We start from the raw sequence: 22393 nt of genomic DNA, 5'->3' as shown, positions 1-22393 counted from the left end.
GTGCGTCGCGCTGCCGGTCCCGTGCTCGCGGTGACCGTGGCGCTGGTGCTCGCGGACTCCGCGGTGGTCACGCTGGCCCTGCCCGCGATCCTCGTCCACCTGCAGACCACGGTCGGGCAGGTCGCGTGGGTGCTGATCGCCTACAACGTCGTGCTGGCGCTGGCGGCCGTCCCGACCGCGCTGCTCCTCACCCGGCGCCGGCCGCGGGTCCTCACCGCGGTCGGCATCGCGGTCTTCGCCGGCGCCTCGGCGTGGTGCGCGGTGGCCGGCTCGATCGAGGTGCTGGTGACGGCCCGGTGCCTGCAGGCGGCCGGGGGCGCGCTGGCGCTGCTCGGGTGCCTGGAGCTGCTGGTGGCGGAGTACGGCGAGCGGCGCGGCGTGGCAATCTGGGTGACCGCCGGCGTGGTGGGCACCGCCGCCGGGCCGATGGCGGGCGGCATCCTCACCCAGGCGTTCTCCTGGCAGGCCATCTTCGTCGCCCAGGTGCCGGTCGCGGCGCTGGCCGTCCCGGCCGCGCTGCTGCTGGCGGCGCCTCCGGACGCCGCCGCGGACCGGCACCGCCCCGCGCTCCGCCCCAACCTGACCCTCGCCCTGCTGTCCGCGGCACTCACGGCCGCGCTGTTCCTGCTGGTGCTGCTCCTGGTCGAGGGTTGGCGCCGATCGCCGGCGACGGCCGCGCTGGCGGTCTCGGTCGTCCCGCTCGCGGCCCTCGCCGCGCGCCCGCTGGCCCGGCTGTTCCGCCCGTCGCACGAGGTGGAGGTCGCCACCGGCTGCCTCCTGGTCGCCGGCGGGCTCGCCTGCCTGGCGTTCCTGCCGTCCGCCGACCTGGCCTGGACGATCGCGCCGCAGGCGCTGGTCGGCCTCGGGCTCGGCCTGACGATCGACCGGCTGACGGCGCAGGCGATGGAGCTCCGGCTGCCCCGCGTCCGGCACGCCGGCTGGACGATCGGCGCCCGGCACGCGGGGGTCGTCGTCGGCCTGGCGATCCTGACCCCGGTCTTCACCGCCGACCTCCTGGACGCGCAGGAGCCGGCGCAGGAGGCGATCACCTCGCTGGTCCTCGACGCACCCCTGCAGCCGCAGGACAAGGTCGCCGTCGCTCGGGCGCTGGGTGCCGAGCTCACCGCCCAGCAGGGGCGGGTCCCGGACCTGCACGACGCGTTCGGGACCCTCGACCTCGACCCCGCCGAGCAGCCCGCGGCGGACCGGCTCGAGCGCGATCTCGGCGACCAGGTCGTGCGCGCGGCCACGCGGGCGTTCCGCGACTCGTTCCTCATCGGCGCGGGCCTGGCCCTGCTCGCCCTGCTCGTGGTGGTCGCCCCCGGCCGGAAGGTGGCGCCGTGAACGGGCTCCCGGCGTTCGCCCTGGCCCTGGTGGGCGGCGTGCTCGCCGTCCAGCTCACCGCCGGCGGCGGCAGCTTCGAGCCGCTCCGCGCCACCGACCCGTGCGCGCACCGGACGGTCACCTCGCAGGCCGACGGCATCGACGGCCTCACCGAGCGGCTGGTGCTGCTCGGCCTGGACGACGCCGCCTGCACCCTGCAGGTCAGCCGCGAGGCGCTCACGCTCGAGCTCGCCCAGCCCGGGACGCGCACGGACGCGCAGATCGACGCGCTCCACGACGGACTGCTCTCGGCGGTGCACCGGATGAAGGCCGACGGCACCCTGCCCCCGGCCTCGGACCTGGTCGACGACGCGCTGGCGACCGCCGACCTCAACCCCTTCCTGGAGACCGCGATCCGGGCCCTGCCCGACTCCCTGGTCGACGCCGCGCTGAAGACCGACGACGTCCTCACCAGAGCGATCGACGACCTCGACCTGCGCGCGCTGCTGGCGAACCTCGACGACCCGCAGGCCCTCGACGAGCAGGTCCAGGCGGCCGTGACCCGAGCCGTGCAGGACTCCCTGGCCGATCGGCTGCGCGACCTACTCTGACCAGGTCCGCACCTTGAGCGGCCGCTCCTCCTGCTTCCAGAGCACGGCGACCGCGCCGTCCGGCGCCATGGCGGCGTACGTCGCCTCGAGCACCTCCGCGCCCGCGTCCGGGGAGATCGTCGTCCGGGCGCCCCAGCTGCCGCCGGCCGGCCGGAGCTTGCCGTACAGCGCGTAGCCGCCCCAGCCGAGGAACACGTCACCGGCCCCGTCGAGCGCGACGAGCACGTCGTACACGGTCGCCCGCGAGCGCACGGCCCGAACCGGCGGGCCCCAGGGGCCGCCGCGCGGGCGGTCGACCAGGTCGACCCGGCCGCCCGGGCGGCCGACGGCCACCACCGCTGCTCCCGCGGCGTTCATCGCGAGGGCGACGTCCTCGGCGTCCACGCCCGCCGGCGACAGGCGCTCGACGGGCTGCCAGGCGCCTCCGGCCGTCATCGCGGCCGCGGCGGCCCGGTCGGTGGCGGTGTGGAAGACCAGGAGGGCGTCGCCCGCGCGGTCGACGGCGAGCTCCGGGGCGTAGCCCTCCCGCGCGACGGTCTCCGGAGCGGTCCAGCCGCTGCCGTCGTGCCGCCGGGCGCGGAGCGTCTGCGGGTGGCCGAACGGCTGCCGGCCCCAGGCGACGACGGTCGTCCCGTCGGCCGCGACGCCGACCTGCGGTGCGCTCGACGAGTTCGCCGGGGTGACCGCGGCGGGGTCGGCCCAGCCGCCGTGCCGATGGCGCCAGACCGCCTGCACGCGCCACGGGCGGTGGCGGTCGACGCTGCCCCACGCCCAGGCCGCGGCGACGACGCCCCGTGCGCCGACCGCGACGTCGAGCTGGGTGGCGCCGTACACGTCCTCGGCGCCCGGCTGGTAGCCCGGCACCGGCAGGTCGCGCGAGACCTCGACCGGATCCGACCAGTGCCCGCCCGCGGGGCGCCGGGCCGCGGCGACGCCGTCGGTGCGCCCGGGCTCCTGGGTGAGCCAGAGGGCGGTGACGTCACCGCGCCGGTCGACGACGACCTGCGGCGCGTAGCCGTGGCCGATGACCACGGGTGCGTGCCAGTCGCCGCCGGCTGTCCGCCGCCGCGCGATGACGTCACCGGGGCTCGCCGTGCCCGCCCAGACGACCGTGACCGCTCCGCGGGCGTCCACCGCGAGCGACTCGCCGCGGGTGTTCGCCGCCAGGGTGGTGACCGGTCCCCAGTCCGCAGCCGCGGGCGGCGGCGTCACCAGGGCAGGCACCGCCAGGGACAGCGCGGTGGCAGCCACGATCATCATCCGAGGACCTAGTGGCACGACGAGCCTCCTCGTCATCCACTCTGCGTGCGGCCACCCCCGTCCCGCAGGGCAGACCGTCCCGAAGGCCCCGGGCCCTTGGTCCCGGGCGGTCGGTCAGTCCTCGTCGTCGCCCTCGTCGTCCTCGTCGTCGTCGTCGAGCAGGCCCTCCTTGCGGGCCTCGGCGACGATCCGCCGGACGTTGTCGACCCGACCGCAGTCCTGGTCGATCTGGCGGTTGCGCTCCTCCACGAACAGCGCCCCGAGGTCCGCCCGCACCTGGGGTCCGACCTCCTCACGCGCCGGGTTGAGGATCGTGAGCTCCTCCTCGGTGATGTGGTGGTTGATCAGCTCGGCGAGCTTCTCGACGGCGTCCTCGAAGGCCTGGGTGTCGGTGCCCTTGAGCTCGAGGACCTTCAGCAGCGCCTCGTTGCCCTCGGCGTGCTCCTCGACGCCGTGGTCGGCATCGTCGGCGTCGACCGCGTTCTTCCGCTTCAGCTTGGGGTAGACGTGCTTCTCCTCGGCCTCGGCGTGCGCCACGTGCAGGGTGGCGAAGGCGCGGCGGACGGCGTCGCGGTCCTGGCTGCTGTCGCGCAGGTCGCGCAGCAGCGCCTCGAAGCGGCGGTGGTCGTCGAGGATCAGGTCGACGACGTCGCCCTGGATCGGGCGGCCGAGATCGATGTCGGTCATGGGGGCCTCTGGATCGTGGTCATCGGGTCGGGGTCGGTCTCGGCGGTGCCGAGCAACCGCCGTCGTACCCACCCGTGGCCGCCGCCAACCGTCGGTCCGGGTCGGTTCAGTAGCTCGCCGGCGTGAAGATCCAGAGCACCCGCGCCGGTGCGGCGGACGGGTTGCGCCAGCGGTGCGGGACCCGGCAGTCGAAGGTCGCCGAGTCGCCCAGCCCGAGGTGGTGCCGCTCGTCGCCGAGGTAGAGGTCCAGCTCGCCTTCGAGCACCAGCACGCACTCCTCGTCGCCGGCGTGCGTGTGCAGGTCGTCGCTGCTGCCCTGCCCCGGATCCACCAACGACTCCAGCACCTCCAGCCGCTTGGCCCAGCCGGGGGTGACCTGCGAGTCCAGGACGCCGCGGCTGCGCATCAGGTGCCGGTCCGCGCGCCGGACGACCGGCTGCTGCGGGCCCGGCGGCTCGGCGAACAGCGTCGCCATCGTCTCGCCCATCGCCTCCACGACCCGGGCCAGCGTGGCCACCGTGGGGCTGACCCGCCCGTTCTCCAGGCGGCTCAGGTACGCCGGCGTGAGGCCGGCGAGCTCGGCGACCTGGCGGGCGGACAGGCCCTTCTGCTCCCGCAGCTGGCGCAGCCGCGGGCCGACCTCGCCGTCGGTCCCCGCCTCGGTCTGGTCGGGCATGGCCAAATATTGCCATATCGGTCAACGGTCCTTGACACATGGGACAACGGAGCAAAATACTCCCCGCATCGAGGCGCGAGCCGATGTCTTCCGGGAGGAACACGTGTCGATCAACTCCGACGAGCTGGCGGTCACCGAGACCGCCGAGCACACCCTGATGCCGATCCCGCCCGAGGCGCGCACCTCGACGGTCGCGCACCAGTTCTGGATCTGGATGGGCGCCAACATCGCCCCGATCAACTGGGTGCTGGGCGCCCTGGGGATCTATCTCGGCCTCAGCCTCTGGCAGACGGTCGCCGTGCTCGTCGTCGGCAACCTGATCGGGATGGCGACCTTCGGGTTCTTCGTGCTGATGGGCCAGCGCACGGCCGTCAGCCAGATGGTGCTCTCGCGGGCCGCGTTCGGCCGCCGCGGCGCCTACCTCCCCGCGGTGATGCAGGGGCTGCTGGCGGTCGGGTGGTGCGCCATCAACACCTGGATCATCCTCGACCTCGTCGTCACGCTGTTCGACAAGATCGGCATCCACGGCGGCGACGGCCTGCGCATCGGCGTCGCGGTCGTGATCATGGCGATCCAGGTCTGGCTGGCCGCGATCGGCTTCCGCGCCATCGCCCGCTTCGAGCGCTGGACGGTGCCGATCACGCTGGTGGTCCTGCTGGCCATGACGATCGTCGCCTGGACCAAGACCGACGTCGACTGGGGGTACGCCGGCGGCGGGCTCGAGGGCAAGGCGCTCTGGAGCTCCCTGACGACGCTGATGACCGCCATCGGCATCGGCTGGGGCATCACCTGGTTCGCCTACGCCTCGGACTACTCCCGCTTCGTCTCCCCGCAGATCTCGCGCCGCAAGCTCTACCTCGGCAGCGTCCTCGGCCAGTTCATCCCGACGGTGTGGCTGGGCATCTTCGGCGCGACGCTGGCGACCGTCAGCCAGGAGATCGACCCCGGCCAGCTCGTGGTCAACGCCTTCGGCGGCCTCGCGGTGCCCGTGCTGCTGCTGGTCATCCACGGCCCGATCGCCACGAACGTGCTCAACATCTACTCGTGCGGGCTGTGCGCCCAGACCCTCGACTGGGGCGTCGACCGCCGCAAGCTCTCCTACGGCGTGGGCGTGCTGGCCACCATCTTCACGATCTACCTGATCCTCAACGGCGACTTCGCCACCAACCTCGACGGCTGGCTCGCCGGCCTGGTCACCTGGGTGGCGCCCTGGGGCGCGATCATGCTCGTGCACTACTACGGCATCGCCAAGCAGCGCATCGACGTCGACGCCCTCTTCGAGCCGCCCGGCTCCTCGCGGGTGCCCGACATCGTGTGGGAGGCGATCGTGCCGTTCCTGCTGGGCATGGTCGCCACCTGGATGTTCGAGTACGGCATCCCGACCTGGCTGCAGGGCCCCGCGGCCAAGGCCCTCGGCGGGATCGACCTGTCCTGGCTGGCCGGCGCCCTCGTCGCCGGTGTGCTGTCGTACGTCGCGATGTCCCGCCGGCGGCCCCGCACCACGGCCCCCACCCCTGCCGTCAGCACGGAAAGCGCCTGATGGCGGAGGACCCGGGACTCCACGACGTCACCCTCCCGGCCGGACCGGTCGCCTGGCCGGGAGGAGCCACCGCAGCCGCGACCCTCGGGTTCGACCTGGACTCCGAGGACGTCGCCCTCACGGTCGACCCGGAGAGCCGGCACCGGCTCTCGGCGATGTCGCACCAGGCCTACGGGATGCTGACCGGCGTGCCGCGGGTCCTCGACCTGCTGGCGCGGCACGACGTCCGGGCCACGTTCTTCTGTCCGGGCTACACCGCCGAGCGCTACCCCGACGTGCTGCGCCGGGTGCGGGACGCGGGCCACGAGATCGCGCACCACGGCTACCTGCACGAGGCGATGGCGGGCATGACCCGCGAGCAGGAGGCCGCCGTGCTGGACCGCGGCCTCGAGGCCCTCGACCGGGTCGCCGGGGTCCGCCCCGTCGGCTACCGGGCGCCGATGTGGGAGACGACGTACCAGACCGCCGAGCTGCTGCTCGACCGCGGCTTCCTCTACGACTCGAGCCTGATGGACTCCGACCTGCCCTACGAGCTGGCCGAGCGGCCCGGCGACGGCGCCCGCAGCATCGTGGAGATCCCGGTCGCCTGGGCGCTCGACGACTGGGAGCAGTTCGCGTTCGTCCCCGAGCTGTTCGGGCCGGGCGTCATCGAGGACCCGGAGAAGGCGCTCTCCATGTGGACCGGCGAGCTCACCGAGGCACACCGGCACGGTTCGTGCTTCGCCCTCACCGTGCACCCGTTCCTCAGTGGCCGGCTGGGCCGGCTCCGCGCGCTCGAGACCCTGATCGAGACGATGCAGTCCCTGCCGGGGCTGTGGCTCGCGCCCGCGGGCGACATCGCCCGCCACGTCCGCTCCCTCGACCTCACCCCTCGCGTCTTCCCCCGACCGGAGATCTGATGACCAGCACCCCTCTCGGGCCTGTCGACGGCACCCAGGTGCCCCGCTTCGCCGGCTCGGCGACGTTCGCCCGCATCCCCCGCATCGACGAGGTGTCCCGCTTCGACGTGGCCGTGCTCGGCGCCCCGTTCGACGGCGGCGTCTCGTACCGCCCCGGGGCTCGCTTCGGCCCGGCGGCGATCCGGCAGGCCTCCCGGCACCTGCGCCCGGCGTACAACCCGGCCCAGGACGTGGCGCCGTACGCCGTGCTCCAGGCGGTCGACGCGGGCGACGTGCCGTGCAACCCGTTCGACATCGACCACGCCCTGCAACAGATCGACGACCACGTGGCCGAGCTGGTCCGCGCGGGCGGCCGGCCGCTGCTGCTCGGCGGCGACCACACGATCGCGCTCGGTGCGCTCCGCGCCGTCGCGCGCGAGCACGGCCCGGTGGCGCTGATCCACTTCGACGCGCACCTGGACACGTGGAACAGCTACTTCGGCGCCGACCGCACCCACGGGACCGTCTTCCGGCGGGCGCACGAGGAGGGCCTGCTGGTGCAGGACGCCAGCAGCCACGTCGGCATCCGCGGGCCGCTGTACTCCGCGCAGGACCTCGCGGACGACGCGACGTTCGGGTTCGAGATCGTGAGCGCACGCGACGTCGACCGGATCGGCCTGGAGGAGATCGTCGACGGCGTGCGCCGGCGGACGAACGACGCGCCGGTCTACCTGTCGATCGACATCGACGTGCTCGACCCGGCGTTCGCCCCGGGCACCGGGACCCCGGAGATGGGCGGCCTGACCTCCCGCGAGCTGCTCGCGCTCGTGCGGGCGCTCCCGCCGGACCAGATCGTGGCGGCGGACCTGGTCGAGGTGAGCCCGCCGTACGACCACGCGGAGATCACCTCGCTCGCGGCCGCGACGCTCGGCTACGAGATCACCTCGCTGATGGCGCGCGCAGGAGGTGCCTCGTGATCGACCTCCTGGTCCGTGACGTCCGCGTGCGCGAGGAGGGCGGCGTCCGCCCGGTCGACCTGCACGTCGACGGCGGCCGGATCGTCGCCGTCGAGCCGCGGGCCGACGAGCCCGTCGCAGCCCGCTCGGTGATCGACGGTGCGGGTGCGTGGGCGACCCCGCCGTACGTCGAGCCGCACGTGCACCTCGACGCGGCCCTCACCGCCGGCCAGCCCCGGTGGAACCGCAGCGGCACGCTGTGGGAGGGCATCGCCTGCTGGGCCGAGCGGAAGCCGATGCTCACCCGCGAAGACGTGATCGACCGGGCCGAGCAGACCCTGCGGTGGTACGCCGCGAACGGCACGCTGCACGTGCGCAGCCACGTCGACGTCACCGACCCGTCGCTCGTCGCCCTCGACGCCCTGCTCGAGGTGCGCGACCGGGTGCGCGACGTGGTCGGCCTGCAGCTGGTGGCGTTCCCGCAGGAGGGCATCTGCTCGTTCCCGGACGGCGAGGAGCTGATCACCGAGGCCGCCCGCCGCGGCGTCGACGTGATCGGCGCGATCCCGCACTACGAGGACACTCGCGAGGACGGGGTCCGCTCGGTCGAGATCGCCGTCGACCTCGCCGACCGGTACGGCCTGCGGGTCGACGCCCACTGCGACGAGATCGACGACGAGCAGTCCCGCTTCATCGAGGTGCTCGCGACCCGGGCCGCCCGGTCCGGGCTGCGCGAGCGCGTGACGGCCAGCCACACCACGGCGATGGGGTCGTACAACCCGGCGTACAGCTACAAGCTGCACCGGATCATCGCCCGCTCGGGCATCAACATGGTGAGCAACCCGATGGTCAGCCTGCACCTGCAGGGACGCTTCGACGGCTACCCGAAGCGGCGCGGGCTCACCCAGGTCAAGGAGCTGCTGGCCGCGGGCGTCAACGTGGCGTTCGGCCACGACGACGTGATGGACCCCTGGTACCCGCTCGGCACCGCCAACCCCCTCCAGGTCGCCCTGGTCGGCACCCACGCCACCCAGCTGCTCTCCCGCGACGAGATCGAGGAGGCCTTCACGATGGTGACGTCGCGCGCCGCCGCTGTGCTCGGCCTCGGGGACGGGTACGGCGTGGCCGCCGGGCGCCCGGCGAGCTTCCTGCTGCTGCCGGCGACGGACGGCTACGACGCCGTCCGCCGGCAGGTGCGGCCGACCCACGTCGTGGCGCACGGCCGGGTCGTCGCCACCACGCCGCCGGCGGCCACGACGCTGACCTGGCCCGGCGCCGAGCCGCAGGAGGTGACCTTCCTGCCGTCGGACGGGCAACGCGGCTGACCGCACTCACGGCCCGGGACGTAGGTTGGCCGGGATGAGCGAGCGCGACCGGACCCCCGCGCAGGCGGTCCTGCTCGTCGTCGGGGTGACCGTCCTGGTGAGCGTGGTGCTCGCGGTCCTGCACGTCCCGTCCGCCGTGCTCTTCGGCTCGCTGGTCGGCGGGATGGCGCACGCGCTGACGTCGCCGACCCCGCTCGCGCTGCCGGCCTGGTCGTTCCGGATCGGGCAGGCCCTGATCGGGATCACGATCGGCGCCCTGGTCAGCGTGTCCGCGCTGGCGGACATGGGCCCGGCGCTGCTCCCGATCCTCGCCGTCACCGCGGCGACCGTCCTGCTCAGCGTGGCGGCCGGGCAGCTGCTCGCGCTCCGGCGCGACGTCAGCCCGGTCACCGGCGCTTTCGCGATGATCGCCGGCGGCGCGTCGGGGGTGGTCGCGATCGCCCGGGACCTGGGCGCGGACGACCGGGTGGTGACGGTCGTGCAGTACCTGCGGGTCTTCGTGGTCCTGGTCTCGATGCCGCTGGTGACCGCGGTCGTGTTCCACCCCGACCACGGCCTCGGCACGTTCACCGCCGACGGCGAGGGCCTGCTGCCGGACCTCGCCTACACCGCCGCGGCGCTCGCGCTCGGGCTCGTCGTGGCCCGGCTGGTGCCGATCAGCACCGCCACCCTCCTCGGGCCGCTGGTGGTCGCCGCCGCACTGACCGCCTCCGGCTGGCTCGGTACGCCGATGGTCCCGGTCGGCCTGCAGTGGCTCGCCTATGCGCTCATCGGCGTCCAGGTCGGGCTGCGCTTCACCCGGGCCAGCCTCGCCTCGATCGCGCGGATGCTCCCGACCGTGCTGCTGATCATCGTCGCCATGGTCGCGGCGACCGCGCTGCTCGGCGCGCTGCTGGCCTGGCTGACGCCGGTGGACGGGCTGACGGCGTACCTCGCCACCACGCCCGGCGGACTGTTCGCCGTGCTGGCCACGGCTGCCGACAGCGGCTCGGACGTGACCTACGTGATGGCGGTCCAGCTGTTCCGGCTGCTGGTGATCCTGGCGTTCACGCCGGTGCTCGCGCGGACTCTTCGAGCTCACCGCGGTTGATCACCCGGCGGGCCTGTTTGCGGAACCGGAAGACCTGCGAGAGGCCGATCGCCCAGAGGACGTACTGCGTGGCCATCGCCCAGCGGAACGCCGACGGCGTGTAGTCGGTGCCCGACCCCGGCGTACGCCAGTCGAGCACCAGGCCGATCGCGATCACCAGCACCAGGCTGGCGATGAAGCCGCCCTGGTTGATGATCCCGCTGGCGCTGGCGAAGCGCTCCTTCGGGTTGGACGTGCGCCCCACGTCGAAGCCGATCATCGACGCCGGGCCTCCGACGCCCACGACGATCACCAGCAGCACCAGCACGGGCGTCGGCGCGTGGCCCGGCCACGCGAGCACGACCGTCCACACGGCCACGATCGACGAGACGATCACCAGGACCATCGTCGAACGGTGCCAGGGGTGGTTGCCGACCAGCCAGCCCAGCGTCGGCCCGGCCGCCATCACCGAGAGCACCATCGCGGTCAGCAGCAGGCCCGCCGTGGACGACGACTGGAGCTCCCCCTTGACGAAGAACGGGTAGCCCCACAGCAGGCTGAGCGCGGTGGCGCTGAACTGGGTGGTGAAGTGCATCCAGAAGCCGAGCCGGGTGCCGGGGTGCGCCCACGACGCGGCCAGGCTCGCGCGGACCGCGGTCAGGGAGAGCGCCGGGCCGCGGAGGTTCCGGTGGGCCGGCGAGTCGTGCAGGACGACCAGGATGGCGACCGCGAGCACCACGCCGACCGACGCGGCGACGAGGTACGCCTTGGTCCAGCCGAGGTGGCCGAGCGCCCAGGTCATCGGGACCGCGGCGACGACCGCACCGAGCTGGCCGAGCGTGCCGGTCAGCTGGGTGACCAGCGGGATCCGGCGCGCCGGGAACCAGCTGCTCACCAGCCGGAGCACGCAGATGAACGTCATCGCGTCGCCCATGCCGACGAACACCCGGGCGGCCAGCGCCGCCGGGTAGCTCTCGGCGACGGCGAACCCGGCCTGCGCACAGGTCATCAGCAGGGTGCCGACGAGCAGCACGCTCCGGGAGCCGAACCGGTCGACCAGCAGCCCGACCGGGACCTGCATGCCGGCGTACACGACCAGCTGGAGCATCGTGAACGTCGCCAGCTGCGACGCGGAGATGTCGAAGCGCTCGGTGGCCGCCAGGCCGGCGACGGCCAGCGACGAGCGGTGGAAGACCGCGACGAGGTAGACCAGGAGCCCGACGACCCACACCGCCCACGAGTTGCGGACCGTCGACTTCACTCCCCCGATCCTACGGCGGTCAGTCCAGGCAGAACTCGTTGCCCTCGGGGTCCTGCATCACGAGGTGGCCGGCTCCCATCGGCGGCGCCGGCTCGTGCCGCTCGACCCGGGTGGCGCCGAGCGCGACCAGGCGCTCCGCCTCGGCCTCGAGCGCGGCCATCCGCTCGTCGCCCTGGAGGCCGGGCGCCGCCCGGACGTCGAGGTGGAGCCGGTTCTTCGCGGTCTTGCCCTCGGGGACCTGCTGGAAGAACAGCCGCGGTCCGGCGCCCGACGGGTCGACGGACGCCGAGGCCATGTTGCGCCGCTCCTCGGGCAGGGTCGCGGCGAACGCGTCCCACGAGTCGAAGCCGGGCGGCGGCGGGGGCGCCTGGTAGCCGAGCACGGCGTTCCAGAACTGCGACAGCGACCGCGGGTCGGCGCAGTCGACGGTGACCTGCACAGTCCTCACCCCGGTGATCGAGCTGGTGTCGAGATTCACTTCGCACCCGCCGACATCATCTGGCGCAGCTCCTTCTTCAGGTCGCTGATCTCGTCGCGCAGCCGGGCGGCCACCTCGAAGTGCAGCTCGGCGGCCGCGCCCTTCATCTGGTCGGTGAGCTCCTGGATGAGCTGGGCGAGCTCGGCGCTCGGCAGCCCGGCGAGGTCCTTGCTGTGCTGGCCGGACTCGCCGCCCGCCGCGCGCGACAGCGCCGGGACCGGCGCCTTGCGGTTCTTCGGGTCCTGGTGCTGCCAGGTCTCCAGCAGCTCCTGGGTGCTCTCGTCCTCGCGGGCGAGCATGTCGGTGATGTCGGCGATCTTCTTGCGCAGCGGCTGCGGGTCGATGCCGTTCGCCTCGTTGTAGGCGACCTGCTTGGCCCGGCGCCGGTTGGTCTCGTCGATCGCGGACTCCATCGAGGGCGTGATCTTGTCGGCGTACATGTGCACCTGACCCGACACGTTGCGGGCCGCGCGGCCGATCGTCTGGATCAGCGACTTGTCGGAGCGCAGGAAGCCCTCCTTGTCGGCGTCCAGGATCGCCACCAGCGACACCTCGGGCAGGTCGAGGCCTTCGCGGAGCAGGTTGATGCCGACCAGCACGTCGTACTGCCCCAGCCGCAGGTCGCGCAGCAGCTCGATCCGCTTGAGGGTGTCGACCTCGGAGTGCAGGTAGCGGGTCCGGACGCCGGCGTCGAGGAGGTAGTCGGTGAGGTCCTCGGACATCTTCTTGGTCAGCGTGGTGACCAGGACCCGCTCGTTCTTCTCCACGCGGGTGTTGATCTCGTGGATCAGGTCGTCGATCTGGCCCTTGGTCGGCTTCACGATCACCTCGGGGTCGACCAGGCCGGTCGGCCGGATGATCTGCTCGACGGTGTCGCCGCCGACCTTGTCGAGCTCGTAGTCGCCCGGGGTCGCGGACAGGTAGATCGTCTGCCCGATCCGGTCGAGGAACTCCTCCCACCGCAGCGGCCGGTTGTCCTGCGCGCTCGGCAGCCGGAAGCCGTGCTCGACCAGGTTGCGCTTGCGCGACATGTCGCCCTCGTACATGCCGCCGATCTGCGGCACGGTCACGTGCGACTCGTCGACCACCAGGACGAAGTCCTCGGGGAAGTAGTCGAGGAGGCAGTTCGGCGCCGAGCCGCGGGCGCGGCCGTCGATGTGCATCGAGTAGTTCTCGATGCCCGCGCACGACCCGACCTGGCGCATCATCTCGATGTCGTACGTCGTGCGCATCCGCAGCCGCTGCGCCTCCAGCAGCTTGCCCTGCCGCTCGAACGTCGCGAGCTGGTCCTCCAGCTCGAGCTCGATGCCGCGGATCGCCCGCTCCATCCGCTCCGGCCCGGCGACGTAGTGGGTCGCGGGGAAGACGTAGAGCTCCTCGTCCTCGGTGACGACCTCGCCGGTGATCGGGTGGAGGGTCATCAGCCGCTCGATCTCGTCGCCGAAGAACTCCACCCGCACAGCGAGCTCCTCGTAGACCGGGAAGATCTCGAGGGTGTCGCCGCGCACCCGGAAGGTGCCGCGGGTGAACGCCATGTCGTTGCGGGTGTACTGGATCTCGACCAGGCGGCGCAGGATCGAGTCGCGGTCGTGCTCCTCCCCCACCTTGAGCCGGAGCATCCGGTCGACGTACTCCTGCGGCGTGCCCAGGCCGTAGATGCAGGACACGGTGCTGACCACGATCACGTCGCGGCGGGTGAGCAGCGAGTTGGTCGCGGAGTGCCGCAGCCGCTCCACCTCTTCGTTGATCGAGGAGTCCTTCTCGATGTAGGTGTCGGTCTGCGGGATGTACGCCTCGGGCTGGTAGTAGTCGTAGTACGAGACGAAGTACTCGATCGCGTTGTCGGGGAACAGCTGGCGCAGCTCGTTGGCGAACTGGGCGGCGAGCGTCTTGTTCGGCTGCATCACCAGCATCGGCCGCTGGAGCTGCTCGGCGACCCACGCGACGGTCGCGGTCTTGCCGGTGCCGGTCGCACCCAGCAGGACGACGTCCTCCACGCCGGCGTCGATCCGCTGGGAGATCTCCTTGATCGCCGCCGGCTGGTCGCCGGACGGCTGATAGTCGGAGACGACCTTGAAGGGGGCCACCCGGCGCTCGAGATCGGTCACTGGTCGCATGTCTTCGAGGGTAGACGGGGGCACCGACACCGCGACCCCGGTCGCTAGATTGGGGCCCGTGAGCAGCCCCCAGTCCGTCGCCGCGCGGCTGCTCCGGCTGCTCCGCCGCACGCTGCTCGCCGCGGTCGGCGTCCAGGTCGCCCTCGCGCTCGGGATGACCGTCGTCGACTCCTACCGGCGCCGCGGCAAGAAGGCCAAGCCGTTCCCGGTCACCACGCCTCGGGAGGTGCAGGTCGGCGACGGCACGCTCACGACGTACACCTACGGCGGCGACCTGTACGACGCGATGCTGGGGGCGATCGAGAAGGCGCAGCGGCAGATCCTCTTCGAGACCTACATCTGGAAGGGCGACGACGTCGGCGAGCGCTTCAAGGCCGCGCTCGCGGCCGCCGCCGACCGTGGCGTCGAGGTCTACGTGATCTACGACGGCTTCGCGAACCTCGTCGTCTCGCCCCGGTTCAAGCGGTTCCCCCCGACGATCAAGGTGCTGCGGTACCCGATCTACCCCGCGGGCTGGAAGTTCTTCGACCTCGCCCGGTACGGCCGCGACCACCGCAAGATCCTGGTCGTCGACGATGCGGTCGGGTTCGTCGGCGGCTACAACGTCGGCTCGGCGTACGCCACCGAGTGGCGCGACACGCACGTCCGGATCACCGGCCCCGGGGTGTGGGACCTCAAGCGCGCGTTCGCGGACTTCTGGAACCTCAACCGCCGGCGCCGCCTCGGCACGTCGGAGCGCCCGCTGCTGCTCGAGACCGCGTCGACGTGGGAGCCGCGGATCCGGTTCCACCGCAACGTGCCGCGGCTGTGGATGTTCCCGATCCGGTCGATGTACATCGAGGCGATCAACCGCGCGTCGACCAACGTCTGGCTGACGACCGCGTACTTCTGCCCCGACCAGGACTTCGTCGACGCGATGAAGGACGCCGCCGCGCGCGGCGTCGACGTCCGGCTGCTGGTCCCGCTGAAGTCCAACCACATCGTCGCCGACTGGATCTCCCGCGGGTACTTCTCGCAGCTGCTCAACGCGGGCGTGCGGATCTTCCGGTTCCGCGACGCGATGGTGCACGCGAAGACCGCCACGATCGACGGCACCTGGTCGACGGTCGGCACCACGAACGTCGACCGGCTCAGCCTCCAGGGCAACTACGAGATCAACCTCGAGGTCATCGACGAGGGCTTCGCGGCCAACCTCGAGGAGATCTTCCGCACCGACGAGTCGAACTCGCTGGAGCTGACCCGCGTCGAGTGGGAGGCCCGGGACCTGCACCGCAAGTTCACCGAGATGATCCTCGGGCCGCTCCGCCCGCTGCTGTGACCTCGGCGGTCACGCGGTGGCCGACCGGCTCCCGCTGTGACCTCCAGAGACGGCCGCCCCCTGGGGCGCCTCGTCGATCCCGCCAGCACCTCACGCACCACCTGGCAGCCGGAACCCGCACGACACGCCGACGCCGCCCGGCGTGTCGTGCGGGTTTCGGCTGCCAGCAGCCGAACCCCGCGCCCGCTAGCATCGACCACACCCCGGCCGACCAGCCCGACTCCGGGTCAGCGCGGCTGCGGGATGTCGATCACCGAGCTCAGCTGCAGCGCCTTCGCCCGGTCGCCCTTCACCTTGAGCTGGCCCTTGAGGACGCCGGTGAGCGGGTGGAGGTGGCCGGTCGCCAGCCGCAGGTAGTCGTGCGCCTGGCAGGTCACGGTCGCGTCCCGCTCCTCGCCGTCGTCGCCGCTGGTGACGGTGGCGGCGCCGCCGGAGACGCGGACGACGTACCGCTCCACCTCGCCGGACGGGTTGCCGAGCAGCCGGAAGCCGATGGCCAGCTCGACGTCGGCAGCCCGGACCGGGTCGACGTACTCCGGGAGCCGGCGGAAGATCTCACCGAGCACGATCGGGCGGAAGCCGGACGCCATCACCTTCTCCAGGTGGCTGCGGTGCACGTGCCGGAGCGCCGTCGCCACGTCGACCGGGTCCAGCGCGGTCGGGTCCACCGCGACCGCGTCGCTGCCCGGCACCCGGAACATGCCGCCGAGCGCGAGCGCCAGGTCGGAGTCGCCCTCGATGTCGAGCTTGCCGGAGAGGTACTCCAGGCCGGCGTTCCGCTCGCCGCTGACCAGCCGGACGAACCGGGCGATGCTGGTGCGCAGCACGACGTCCGCGTCGTCGCCGGACGCCAGCTCGATCCCGCCGCCGGTGAAGCGGAGCAGGTGGCGCTCGAGCAGCTTCCCGCGGCGTTCGAGGTCGATGCGGACGGTGCCCTCGAGCAGCGCCAGCCGCTCGGGTACGGCGTACTCGTGCAGCCGGGCCAGGATGCCCTCGATCGCCGCCGAGCGGACCTCGTCGCGGCCGATCAGCTCGAGCAGCTCGTGGTCGGAGACGCCGGCGACCGCGGCGACCAGCGCCTCGGGGTCGGCCTCGGCGAAGAACGCCGCCGCCTCGGCGGGGTCGGCCGTGCGCAGGACGGCCAGGTCCAGGGGCGCCATCAGGTCCTCGTCACCTTCGCGGGGAGGTGGGTGCGCGGCGCCATCCGGGCGCCGTGGCGGGGCCGGCGGCCGACGGCCAGGGCGAGCAGCACCGGCACCCGGCCGCGGTGCGGCCGCCAGGGCTCGAGGAAGTCGGCCATCTCCTCGTCGGTGAAGTCGCGGCCGGCGACGGCCCAGCCGAGGTCCTTCGCGACGTGGTAGTCGCCGAACGACACGGCGTCCGCGTCGCCGTGGACGCGCTGGCGCACCTCGGCCGCGGTCCACACGCCGATGCCGGGCAGGCTGGTCAGCCGGCGCTCGACCTCACCGCCGGGGAGCCCGACGGTGCGCTCGAGCGACTCCGCGACCCGGGCGGCCGTGACCAGCGTCCGCGACCGGGCCGGGTCGACGTGCATCCGCAGCCACTCCCAGGACGGGACCCGCCGGACGGTGGCGGCGTCCGGCTGCACCCACAGCTTGAGCTCGCGGCCCGGGCCGGGCGCGCGCTCGCCGTACCGGTGCACGAGCATCCGGAAGCCCGCGAACGCCTCCTGGCCGGTGACCTTCTGCTCGAGGATCGACGGCGTCAGCGACTCCATGACGAGGCCGGAGCGGCCGATCCGCCAGTGGCCGTAGCGGCGCCAGGCCTCGGCGACCAGGGGGTGGCGGCCGGTGTCGAAGCCGGTCACGTCGTCGTCGGCCCCGAGCAGCCCCGGCAGGGACTCCAGAACCCAGTCGGCGCCCGGGCCCCACGCCTCGCCGCGGACCACGCCGTCGGCCGCGCGCGGCTCGACCGCGAGGGTGGCCGGGCCGGCCGGCGTCCGGATGCCGCGCCAGTGGCGGTCGCCGTCGACGCGGTACGTCGGGTCGCCGCCCCCGCGGCGGTGCACACCGAGCACGGCCGCGACCGGGCACGGCCAGCCGGGCCGCCACTCCCGCACCCGACCGTCCACGTCCGCGAGGATAGGCGGCATGACCCTGCAGATCGACGACCGGGCCCGGGTCCGCACGCTCACCCTGGACCGTCCGGACGCGCTCAACGCGTTCAACGAGGAGCTCTACGACGCCACGACCGAGGCGCTGCGCGCCGCCGCGGCCGACCCGGACGTGGCCGTGGTGCTGCTGACCGGCAACGGGCGCGGGTTCAGCGCCGGCACCGACCTGCTGGAGATGCACGCGCGGGCGACCGACCCGGCGTTCGTGCCCGGGAAGCACGGGTTCGTGGGCCTGGTCGACGCGCTCGTCGACTTCCCGAAGCCGCTGATCTGCGCCGTGAACGGCGTCGGGCTCGGCATCGGCACGACGATCCTCGGCTTCGCCGACCTCGCGTTCATGTCGGCGACCGCCCGGCTGAAGTGCCCGTTCACCAGCCTCGGGGTGGCCCCGGAGGCGGCGTCGTCGTACCTCCTGCCGCGGCTGGTCGGCCGCCAGGACGCCGCGTGGGTGCTGCTGTCGGCGGAGTGGATCTCCGCGGAGGAGGCGCGCGAGATGGGCCTGGTGTGGCGGGTCTGCGAGCCGGACGACCTGCTGCCCGAGGCGCGGCGGCACGCGGAGCTGCTGGCCGCGCGGCCGATCTCGTCGCTGGTGGCGGTCAAGCGGACCATGACCGAGCCGCTGCGCGAGGGCATCCGGGCGGCGCGGGACCGGGAGAACGCCGCGTTCGTCGAGCTGATGGGCGGGCCGGCCAACCTCGAGGCGCTGACGGCGTTCGCGGAGGGCCGTGAGCCCGACTTCACCCGGTTGCCGGCCGGCTGGTGAGCACCCGCATCGCCAGGTCGGTCGTGCCCGGCACGCCGAGGTAGCCGACGACCTGCGCGACCCGGTCGAGCTCGAGCGGCAGCAGCCCGGGGCTGCCGGGCACGTCGGGGGTCAGGCCGAGGTCGAGGTCGGTGCGACCGGACATGATCGAGAGGTTGAACTCGAACCGCTCCCGGGCGGCCGGCGCGGCGAGCTTCTTCAACACCGACGCGCCGATCCGGGGCCGGCCCACCTCCTCGCAGTAGGAGTCGATCGTGGCCACCAGGGTCGCGCCGTCGCAGTGGTCGATGTCGGCCCAGACTGCGCGCATCGAGCCCATCTCGGACAGCAGGAACGGCGCGATCTTCTCGCCGATCCCGGGCACGCCGGGCAGGTTGTCGCTCGGGTCGCCGCGCAGCGCGGCGTACTCCAGGTAGTGCTCGGCGGCGACCCCGTACATGGCGCGCAGCCGGGCCGGGTTGAGCAGCGGCGAGCCGTTGATGCCGCCGCTGATCAGGCGCAGCACCTGGGTGTGCTCGCTGATGTGGGCGAACGCGTCGCGGTCGGAGGTGATGAGCACGCAGTTCCAGCCGTGCTGCTCCGCCCAGGTCGCGGCGGAGGCGTTGACGTCGTCGGCCTCGAGCCCCTCCGGGGTGACCGTGAGCAGGCCCAGCGCGTCGAGCAGGGCCGCGGCGCGCTCGAGCTGGTCGACCAGCGCGGGGTGCTTCTCCGCACGGCCGGCCTTGTAGGCGGGGTACATGGTCTCGCGCACCGACGTGCGGCGGTCGTCGAGCCCGAAGAGCACGGCGTCCGGCGCGAACTGGTCGATCGCCTCCAGGATCTGGCGCAGCATCCCGTGCAGCGCCCAGGCCGGGCGGCCGCCGCGGTCCAGCAGCCCGGAGTCGGCGCGGGCGTGGTGGTTGCGGTGCAGCAGGCTCGGGGCGTCGACCGCCAGCAGCAGCTTCCTCACAGCAGCCCCAGCGCGGCGGCGTGCCGGCGTACGGCGTCGCTGTCGGCGGCCAGCACGAACGGCACGTCGGCGTCCCAGGCGTCGGTGACCGCCTCGACCCGCCCGTCGCCGGGGTCGAGCCGCACCTCGCGGATGTAGACCGCCCGGATCCGGCCGGGGTGCGCGCGCACGACGTCGGCGTAGATCTCCGGGTCCTTCTCGCCGGAGTCGCCGATCAGCACGAACTCCAGCTCCGGGTGCAGGCGGAGCACCTCCTCGATCCGGTCGTGCTTGCGGGCGCGGCCGTCGCGGCTGCCGACCAGGTCGCGCAGCAGCAGCGGGCCGAGCGGGAACCCGCGGTGCCGCAGGAAGGCGGCGAGGAACGCGTGCAGGTTCCAGGGGCTCGACGAGACGTAGAAGACCGGATTCCGGTCGTCGTCGGCCAGGTCGCGGTAGAGCTCGGGAGCGCCCTCGAACGGCGTCCGCGTCAGCGCCGAGCCCGCGAACGTCTGGAGCAGCATCTCCCCCACCCGCTGCACGCCGGTCTCGATGATCGTGTCGTCGACGTCGGAGACGACGCCGAACAGGGCGTCCGGCCCGGGGACCCGTACGTCGACCCTGGTGCGGAACCCGGGCGGGAGGCCGCGGTACGGCGCCGCCAGCTCGACCCGGCCCGGCTCCCAGGGGCCGACCACCGCGGAGGGCCGGAGCTCGACCCGGAAGTAGCCCTCCCGGTCGGTCTCGGTCGTCGCCACGGCGTCGCCGACGGTGACCCGCAGGGGTACGCCGGGCAGCTCGTCGGTCGCGAACTGGCCCAGGCTGCGGCGGAGCGCCGCGCCGAGCCCCTCGCCCTCGACCGCGTCGGTGGGTGGTGGGTTGTCGAGGACCCGGCCGCGGACGACGACCCCGTCCGGTCCCCCGTGGCCGCCGTACGCCTCGATCCGGAAGTTCTCCGGCGGCCGGCGCCGCTTCCGGCGGCGCAGCACCGACTCCAGCGCGTGCTCCGCCTCGACGAGGAGGTGCTGCGTGCGGCCCACGGCGTCCAACCTAGTTGTCGGCGGGCTCCTGTTGGATGGGGGTGTGCTGCTCGCCGACGTCGTCGCCACCTCGACCACCGTCGCCGCCACCCGGTCGCGCAAGGCCAAGGTCGCGGCGATCGCCGAGCTGCTCGGCCGCGCCGCGCCGGACGAGCTCGAGACCGCGACCGCGTACGTCGGTGGCGCGCTGCGCCAGCGGCGCACCGGGCTCGGGTGGCGCGGGCTCGCGGAGCTGCCGGCGCCCGCGGACGCCTCGACCCTGACGGTGGTCGAGGTGCACGAGGACTTCGACCGGATCGCCGCGCTCTCCGGGGCGGGCTCGCAGGCCGCGCGGGCGGCCGCCGTCGAGGAGCTGTTCGGCCGGGCGACCGCCGAGGAGCAGCGGTGGCTGCGCGGCGTCGTGACCGGGGAGGTGCGGCAGGGCGCGCTCGACTCGCTGGTGCAGGAGGGCCTGGCGCTGGCCGCCGGCGTCCCGCTGGCCGCGGTGCGGCGGGCCGCGATGCTCGGCGGCTCGACGGTCGCCGTCGCACGGACGGCGTTCGACGGGGTCGAGGCGCTGGGCGAGGTCGGGCTCGAGGTGCTCCGGCCGGTGCTGCCGATGCTGGCGTCCAGCGCCCCCGACGTGCCCGCAGCGCTGGCGAAGGCCGGCGCCGGCTCGCCGGTGGCCGTCGACCAGAAGCTGGACGGCATCCGGATCCAGGTGCACCGGGCGGGCGCCGAGGTGGTGGTCGCGACCCGATCGCTGGAGGACATCACCGCCCGGCTGCCCGAGGTGGTCGAGGTGGCCCGGTCGCTGCCCGCGTCGTCGTTCGTGCTGGACGGCGAGGCGCTGCTGGTCGACGAGGCCGGCCGCCCGCGGCCGTTCCAGGAGACCGCGTCCCGCACGGCCATGGGCGAGGGCCTGGCGGTGACGCCGTACTTCTTCGACGTGCTGCACCTCGACGGCGAGGACCTGCTCGACTCCCCCGCCTCCGCGCGGGCGGAGGCACTCGAGCGGCTGGTGCCGGCGCCGTACCGGGTCCCGCGGGTGGTGACCGCCTCGGCCGACGAGGCCGGGGCCTTCCTCCGCGACACCCTCGGCTCCGGCCACGAGGGCGTGGTGGTCAAGAACCTCGACGCGCCGTACGACGCCGGCCGCCGCGGCGCCTCCTGGGTCAAGGTGAAGCCGGTGCACACCCTCGACCTGGTGGTGCTCGCGGTCGAGTGGGGCTCCGGCCGCCGCCGGGGCTGGCTCTCCAACCTCCACCTCGGCGCGCGCGACCCCGAGACCGGCGAGGCCGTGATGCTCGGCAAGACGTTCAAGGGCCTCACCGACGAGACGCTCCGCTGGCAGACGGAGCGGTTCCTCGAGCTGGAGACGCACCGGGACGGACACGTCGTCCACGTGCGACCCGAGCAGGTGGTCGAGATCGCGTTCGACGGGGTGCAGCGGTCGACCCGCTATCCCGGGGGCGTGGCGCTGCGGTTCGCGCGGGTGCTGCGCTACCGCGACGACAAGCCGGTGTCCGAGATCGACACGATCGGCACGGTGCAGTCGTTCCTGCCGGGGGCCGTCACCGGTGCGCCGTAGCGACCACCGCATCACGGGCCCCGGTGCGGCGCAGGCACTCCTCGACCGCGTCGTGGTCGACGCCGTCGAGCCCGTCGACGTCGCCGCCCATGTAGTAGCCGCCTCCGCCGGAGAACTGCGCTCCTACGGGGACGGGGTCGGCGTCCTCGAACTCGACCGCCTCGTGCGCCGCGTCCCACGAGGTGCCCTCCTCCCAGAAGACCACCGCGTCGTCGATGAGCAGGCAGCCGTCGACGAGGCGGAGCTGTCCCCTCACCTCCGCGGTCGGATACCCGTCCCACCCGGCCACCGCGATCACCGGCCCGTCGACCGTGGCCTCATCGTCGTGCAGGACCGCGACGGCGATCCAGCTGGCGCCTGCGGCAAGGACCAGCACGACGGCTGCGTCGATGATTCGCGTCCGGAGCATGCGCCGACCTCCCGTGTCCTCTGGTCAGAGTAGACGCGCCCGGGCCTGCGTCC

21 protein-coding genes are annotated in these 22393 nt (G+C 73.4%); 10 read left to right on the top strand and 11 right to left on the bottom strand.

Features of this window, described 5'->3' with window-relative positions:
• Both ABD086_RS13960 and ABD086_RS13955 read left to right on the top strand, forming a co-directional pair.
• Complete coding sequence (locus ABD086_RS13960; protein WP_343908167.1) at positions 1 to 1344, top strand: MFS transporter; 1344 nt, start codon at positions 1 to 3, stop codon at positions 1342 to 1344.
• A complete protein-coding gene (locus ABD086_RS13955; RefSeq protein ID WP_343908166.1) occupies positions 1341 to 1934 on the top strand; it encodes a hypothetical protein in 594 nt (197 codons plus the stop codon). Before ABD086_RS13960 ends, ABD086_RS13955 begins: the two co-directional genes overlap by 4 nt.
• On the opposite strand, the gene ABD086_RS13950 is transcribed toward ABD086_RS13955, so the two are convergent.
• From ABD086_RS13950 to ABD086_RS13940, 3 genes are all read right to left on the bottom strand, one after another.
• Positions 1926 to 3194: a hypothetical protein gene (locus tag ABD086_RS13950; protein ID WP_343908165.1), complete on the bottom strand. Its 1269-nt coding sequence runs from the start codon at positions 3192 to 3194 to the stop codon at positions 1926 to 1928. The two genes, ABD086_RS13955 and ABD086_RS13950, sit on opposite strands and share 9 nt — an antisense overlap.
• Positions 3195 to 3308: 114 nt before the next feature.
• The gene (locus ABD086_RS13945) at positions 3309 to 3881 is read right to left on the bottom strand and encodes a hemerythrin domain-containing protein (RefSeq protein WP_343908164.1); all 573 of its coding nucleotides are present in this window, start codon (positions 3879 to 3881) and stop codon (positions 3309 to 3311) included.
• 106 nt (positions 3882 to 3987) lie between these two features.
• Complete coding sequence (locus tag ABD086_RS13940) at positions 3988 to 4557, bottom strand: cupin domain-containing protein (protein ID WP_343908163.1); 570 nt, start codon at positions 4555 to 4557, stop codon at positions 3988 to 3990.
• 103 nt (positions 4558 to 4660) lie between these two features.
• Between ABD086_RS13940 and ABD086_RS13935 the strand changes: the two genes are divergently transcribed.
• From ABD086_RS13935 to ABD086_RS13915, 5 genes are read left to right on the top strand one after another with little or no spacing between them, the layout of a single operon-like run.
• Positions 4661 to 6097, top strand: a complete 1437-nt coding sequence (locus tag ABD086_RS13935; protein ID WP_343908162.1) for a purine-cytosine permease family protein — start codon at positions 4661 to 4663, stop codon at positions 6095 to 6097.
• Positions 6097 to 6996, top strand: a complete 900-nt coding sequence (locus ABD086_RS13930; protein ID WP_343908161.1) for a polysaccharide deacetylase family protein — start codon at positions 6097 to 6099, stop codon at positions 6994 to 6996. Before ABD086_RS13935 ends, ABD086_RS13930 begins: the two co-directional genes overlap by 1 nt.
• Complete coding sequence (gene speB, locus ABD086_RS13925) at positions 6996 to 7952, top strand: agmatinase (RefSeq protein ID WP_343908160.1); 957 nt, start codon at positions 6996 to 6998, stop codon at positions 7950 to 7952. The genes ABD086_RS13930 and speB overlap by 1 nt, the downstream gene beginning before the upstream one ends.
• On the top strand, positions 7949 to 9256 hold the full coding sequence (gene codA, locus ABD086_RS13920; RefSeq protein ID WP_343908159.1) for a cytosine deaminase: 1308 nt from the start codon (positions 7949 to 7951) through the stop codon (positions 9254 to 9256). Before speB ends, codA begins: the two co-directional genes overlap by 4 nt.
• Before the next feature lie 34 nt (positions 9257 to 9290).
• Positions 9291 to 10346 carry an AbrB family transcriptional regulator gene (locus ABD086_RS13915; protein ID WP_343908158.1) on the top strand — a complete coding sequence of 352 codons (1056 nt, stop codon included), beginning with the start codon at positions 9291 to 9293 and terminating at the stop codon, positions 10344 to 10346.
• On the opposite strand, the gene ABD086_RS13910 is transcribed toward ABD086_RS13915, so the two are convergent.
• Genes ABD086_RS13910 through uvrB form a run of 3 tightly spaced genes read right to left on the bottom strand, consistent with a single transcriptional unit; the run spans position 10303 to position 14181 of the window.
• Positions 10303 to 11586: an MFS transporter gene (locus ABD086_RS13910; protein WP_343908157.1), complete on the bottom strand. Its 1284-nt coding sequence runs from the start codon at positions 11584 to 11586 to the stop codon at positions 10303 to 10305. The genes ABD086_RS13915 and ABD086_RS13910 overlap by 44 nt on opposite strands.
• 19 nt (positions 11587 to 11605) lie before the next feature.
• The gene (locus ABD086_RS13905; protein WP_425571619.1) at positions 11606 to 12034 is read right to left on the bottom strand and encodes a VOC family protein; all 429 of its coding nucleotides are present in this window, start codon (positions 12032 to 12034) and stop codon (positions 11606 to 11608) included.
• A 26-nt stretch (positions 12035 to 12060) separates the two neighbouring features.
• Positions 12061 to 14181, bottom strand: a complete 2121-nt coding sequence (gene uvrB / locus ABD086_RS13900; RefSeq protein ID WP_343908156.1) for an excinuclease ABC subunit UvrB — start codon at positions 14179 to 14181, stop codon at positions 12061 to 12063.
• Between the two features lie 58 nt (positions 14182 to 14239).
• Between uvrB and ABD086_RS13895 the strand changes: the two genes are divergently transcribed.
• A complete protein-coding gene (locus tag ABD086_RS13895) occupies positions 14240 to 15499 on the top strand; it encodes a phospholipase D-like domain-containing protein (protein ID WP_343908155.1) in 1260 nt (419 codons plus the stop codon).
• A gap of 227 nt (positions 15500 to 15726) precedes the next feature.
• On the opposite strand, the gene ABD086_RS13890 is transcribed toward ABD086_RS13895, so the two are convergent.
• Positions 15727 to 16659: an SCP2 sterol-binding domain-containing protein gene (locus ABD086_RS13890; protein WP_343908154.1), complete on the bottom strand. Its 933-nt coding sequence runs from the start codon at positions 16657 to 16659 to the stop codon at positions 15727 to 15729.
• The gene (locus ABD086_RS13885; protein ID WP_343908153.1) at positions 16659 to 17591 is read right to left on the bottom strand and encodes a DNA-3-methyladenine glycosylase family protein; all 933 of its coding nucleotides are present in this window, start codon (positions 17589 to 17591) and stop codon (positions 16659 to 16661) included. The genes ABD086_RS13890 and ABD086_RS13885 overlap by 1 nt, the downstream gene beginning before the upstream one ends.
• Positions 17592 to 17610: 19 nt before the next feature.
• Between ABD086_RS13885 and ABD086_RS13880 the strand changes: the two genes are divergently transcribed.
• The gene (locus ABD086_RS13880) at positions 17611 to 18396 is read left to right on the top strand and encodes an enoyl-CoA hydratase/isomerase family protein (RefSeq protein ID WP_343908152.1); all 786 of its coding nucleotides are present in this window, start codon (positions 17611 to 17613) and stop codon (positions 18394 to 18396) included.
• On the opposite strand, the gene ABD086_RS13875 is transcribed toward ABD086_RS13880, so the two are convergent.
• Positions 18371 to 19345, bottom strand: coding sequence for a 5'-3' exonuclease (locus ABD086_RS13875; protein ID WP_343908151.1), 975 nt, complete (start codon positions 19343 to 19345; stop codon positions 18371 to 18373). The genes ABD086_RS13880 and ABD086_RS13875 overlap by 26 nt on opposite strands.
• Positions 19342 to 20361, bottom strand: a complete 1020-nt coding sequence (locus ABD086_RS13870) for an App1 family protein phosphatidate phosphatase (protein ID WP_343908150.1) — start codon at positions 20359 to 20361, stop codon at positions 19342 to 19344. The genes ABD086_RS13875 and ABD086_RS13870 overlap by 4 nt, the downstream gene beginning before the upstream one ends.
• A gap of 43 nt (positions 20362 to 20404) precedes the next feature.
• Here ABD086_RS13870 and ABD086_RS13865 point away from each other — a divergent pair, with 43 nt between their 5' ends.
• Positions 20405 to 21931 carry an ATP-dependent DNA ligase gene (locus ABD086_RS13865; RefSeq protein WP_343908149.1) on the top strand — a complete coding sequence of 509 codons (1527 nt, stop codon included), beginning with the start codon at positions 20405 to 20407 and terminating at the stop codon, positions 21929 to 21931.
• On the opposite strand, the gene ABD086_RS13860 is transcribed toward ABD086_RS13865, so the two are convergent.
• Positions 21915 to 22340: a hypothetical protein gene (locus ABD086_RS13860; protein ID WP_343908148.1), complete on the bottom strand. Its 426-nt coding sequence runs from the start codon at positions 22338 to 22340 to the stop codon at positions 21915 to 21917. The genes ABD086_RS13865 and ABD086_RS13860 overlap by 17 nt on opposite strands.
• Positions 22341 to 22393 lie beyond the last annotated feature (53 nt).

The organism is Nocardioides aquiterrae, from assembly GCF_039526625.1.
Classification (GTDB): Bacteria; Actinomycetota; Actinomycetes; order Propionibacteriales; family Nocardioidaceae; genus Nocardioides; species Nocardioides aquiterrae.
The sequence above is the reverse complement of the archived record's forward strand: the minus strand, read 5'-3'. Positions and strand labels throughout refer to the sequence as shown.

Bases quoted from the DNA above. Each gene is read 5' to 3' on its own strand.
- ABD086_RS13950 (WP_343908165.1), bottom strand. From the start codon at position 3,194: ATGATGATCGTGGCTGCCACCGCGCTGTCCCTGGCGGTGCCTGCCCTG.
- ABD086_RS13945 (WP_343908164.1), bottom strand. From the start codon at position 3,881: ATGACCGACATCGATCTCGGCCGCCCGATCCAGGGCGACGTCGTCGAC.
- ABD086_RS13940 (WP_343908163.1), bottom strand. From the start codon at position 4,557: ATGCCCGACCAGACCGAGGCGGGGACCGACGGCGAGGTCGGCCCGCGG.
- ABD086_RS13930 (WP_343908161.1), top strand. From the start codon at position 6,097: ATGGCGGAGGACCCGGGACTCCACGACGTCACCCTCCCGGCCGGACCG.
- speB (WP_343908160.1), top strand. From the start codon at position 6,996: ATGACCAGCACCCCTCTCGGGCCTGTCGACGGCACCCAGGTGCCCCGC.
- ABD086_RS13915 (WP_343908158.1), top strand. From the start codon at position 9,291: ATGAGCGAGCGCGACCGGACCCCCGCGCAGGCGGTCCTGCTCGTCGTC.
- uvrB (WP_343908156.1), bottom strand. From the start codon at position 14,181: ATGCGACCAGTGACCGATCTCGAGCGCCGGGTGGCCCCCTTCAAGGTC.
- ABD086_RS13890 (WP_343908154.1), bottom strand. From the start codon at position 16,659: ATGGCGCCCCTGGACCTGGCCGTCCTGCGCACGGCCGACCCCGCCGAG.
- ABD086_RS13880 (WP_343908152.1), top strand. From the start codon at position 17,611: ATGACCCTGCAGATCGACGACCGGGCCCGGGTCCGCACGCTCACCCTG.
- ABD086_RS13860 (WP_343908148.1), bottom strand. From the start codon at position 22,340: ATGCTCCGGACGCGAATCATCGACGCAGCCGTCGTGCTGGTCCTTGCC.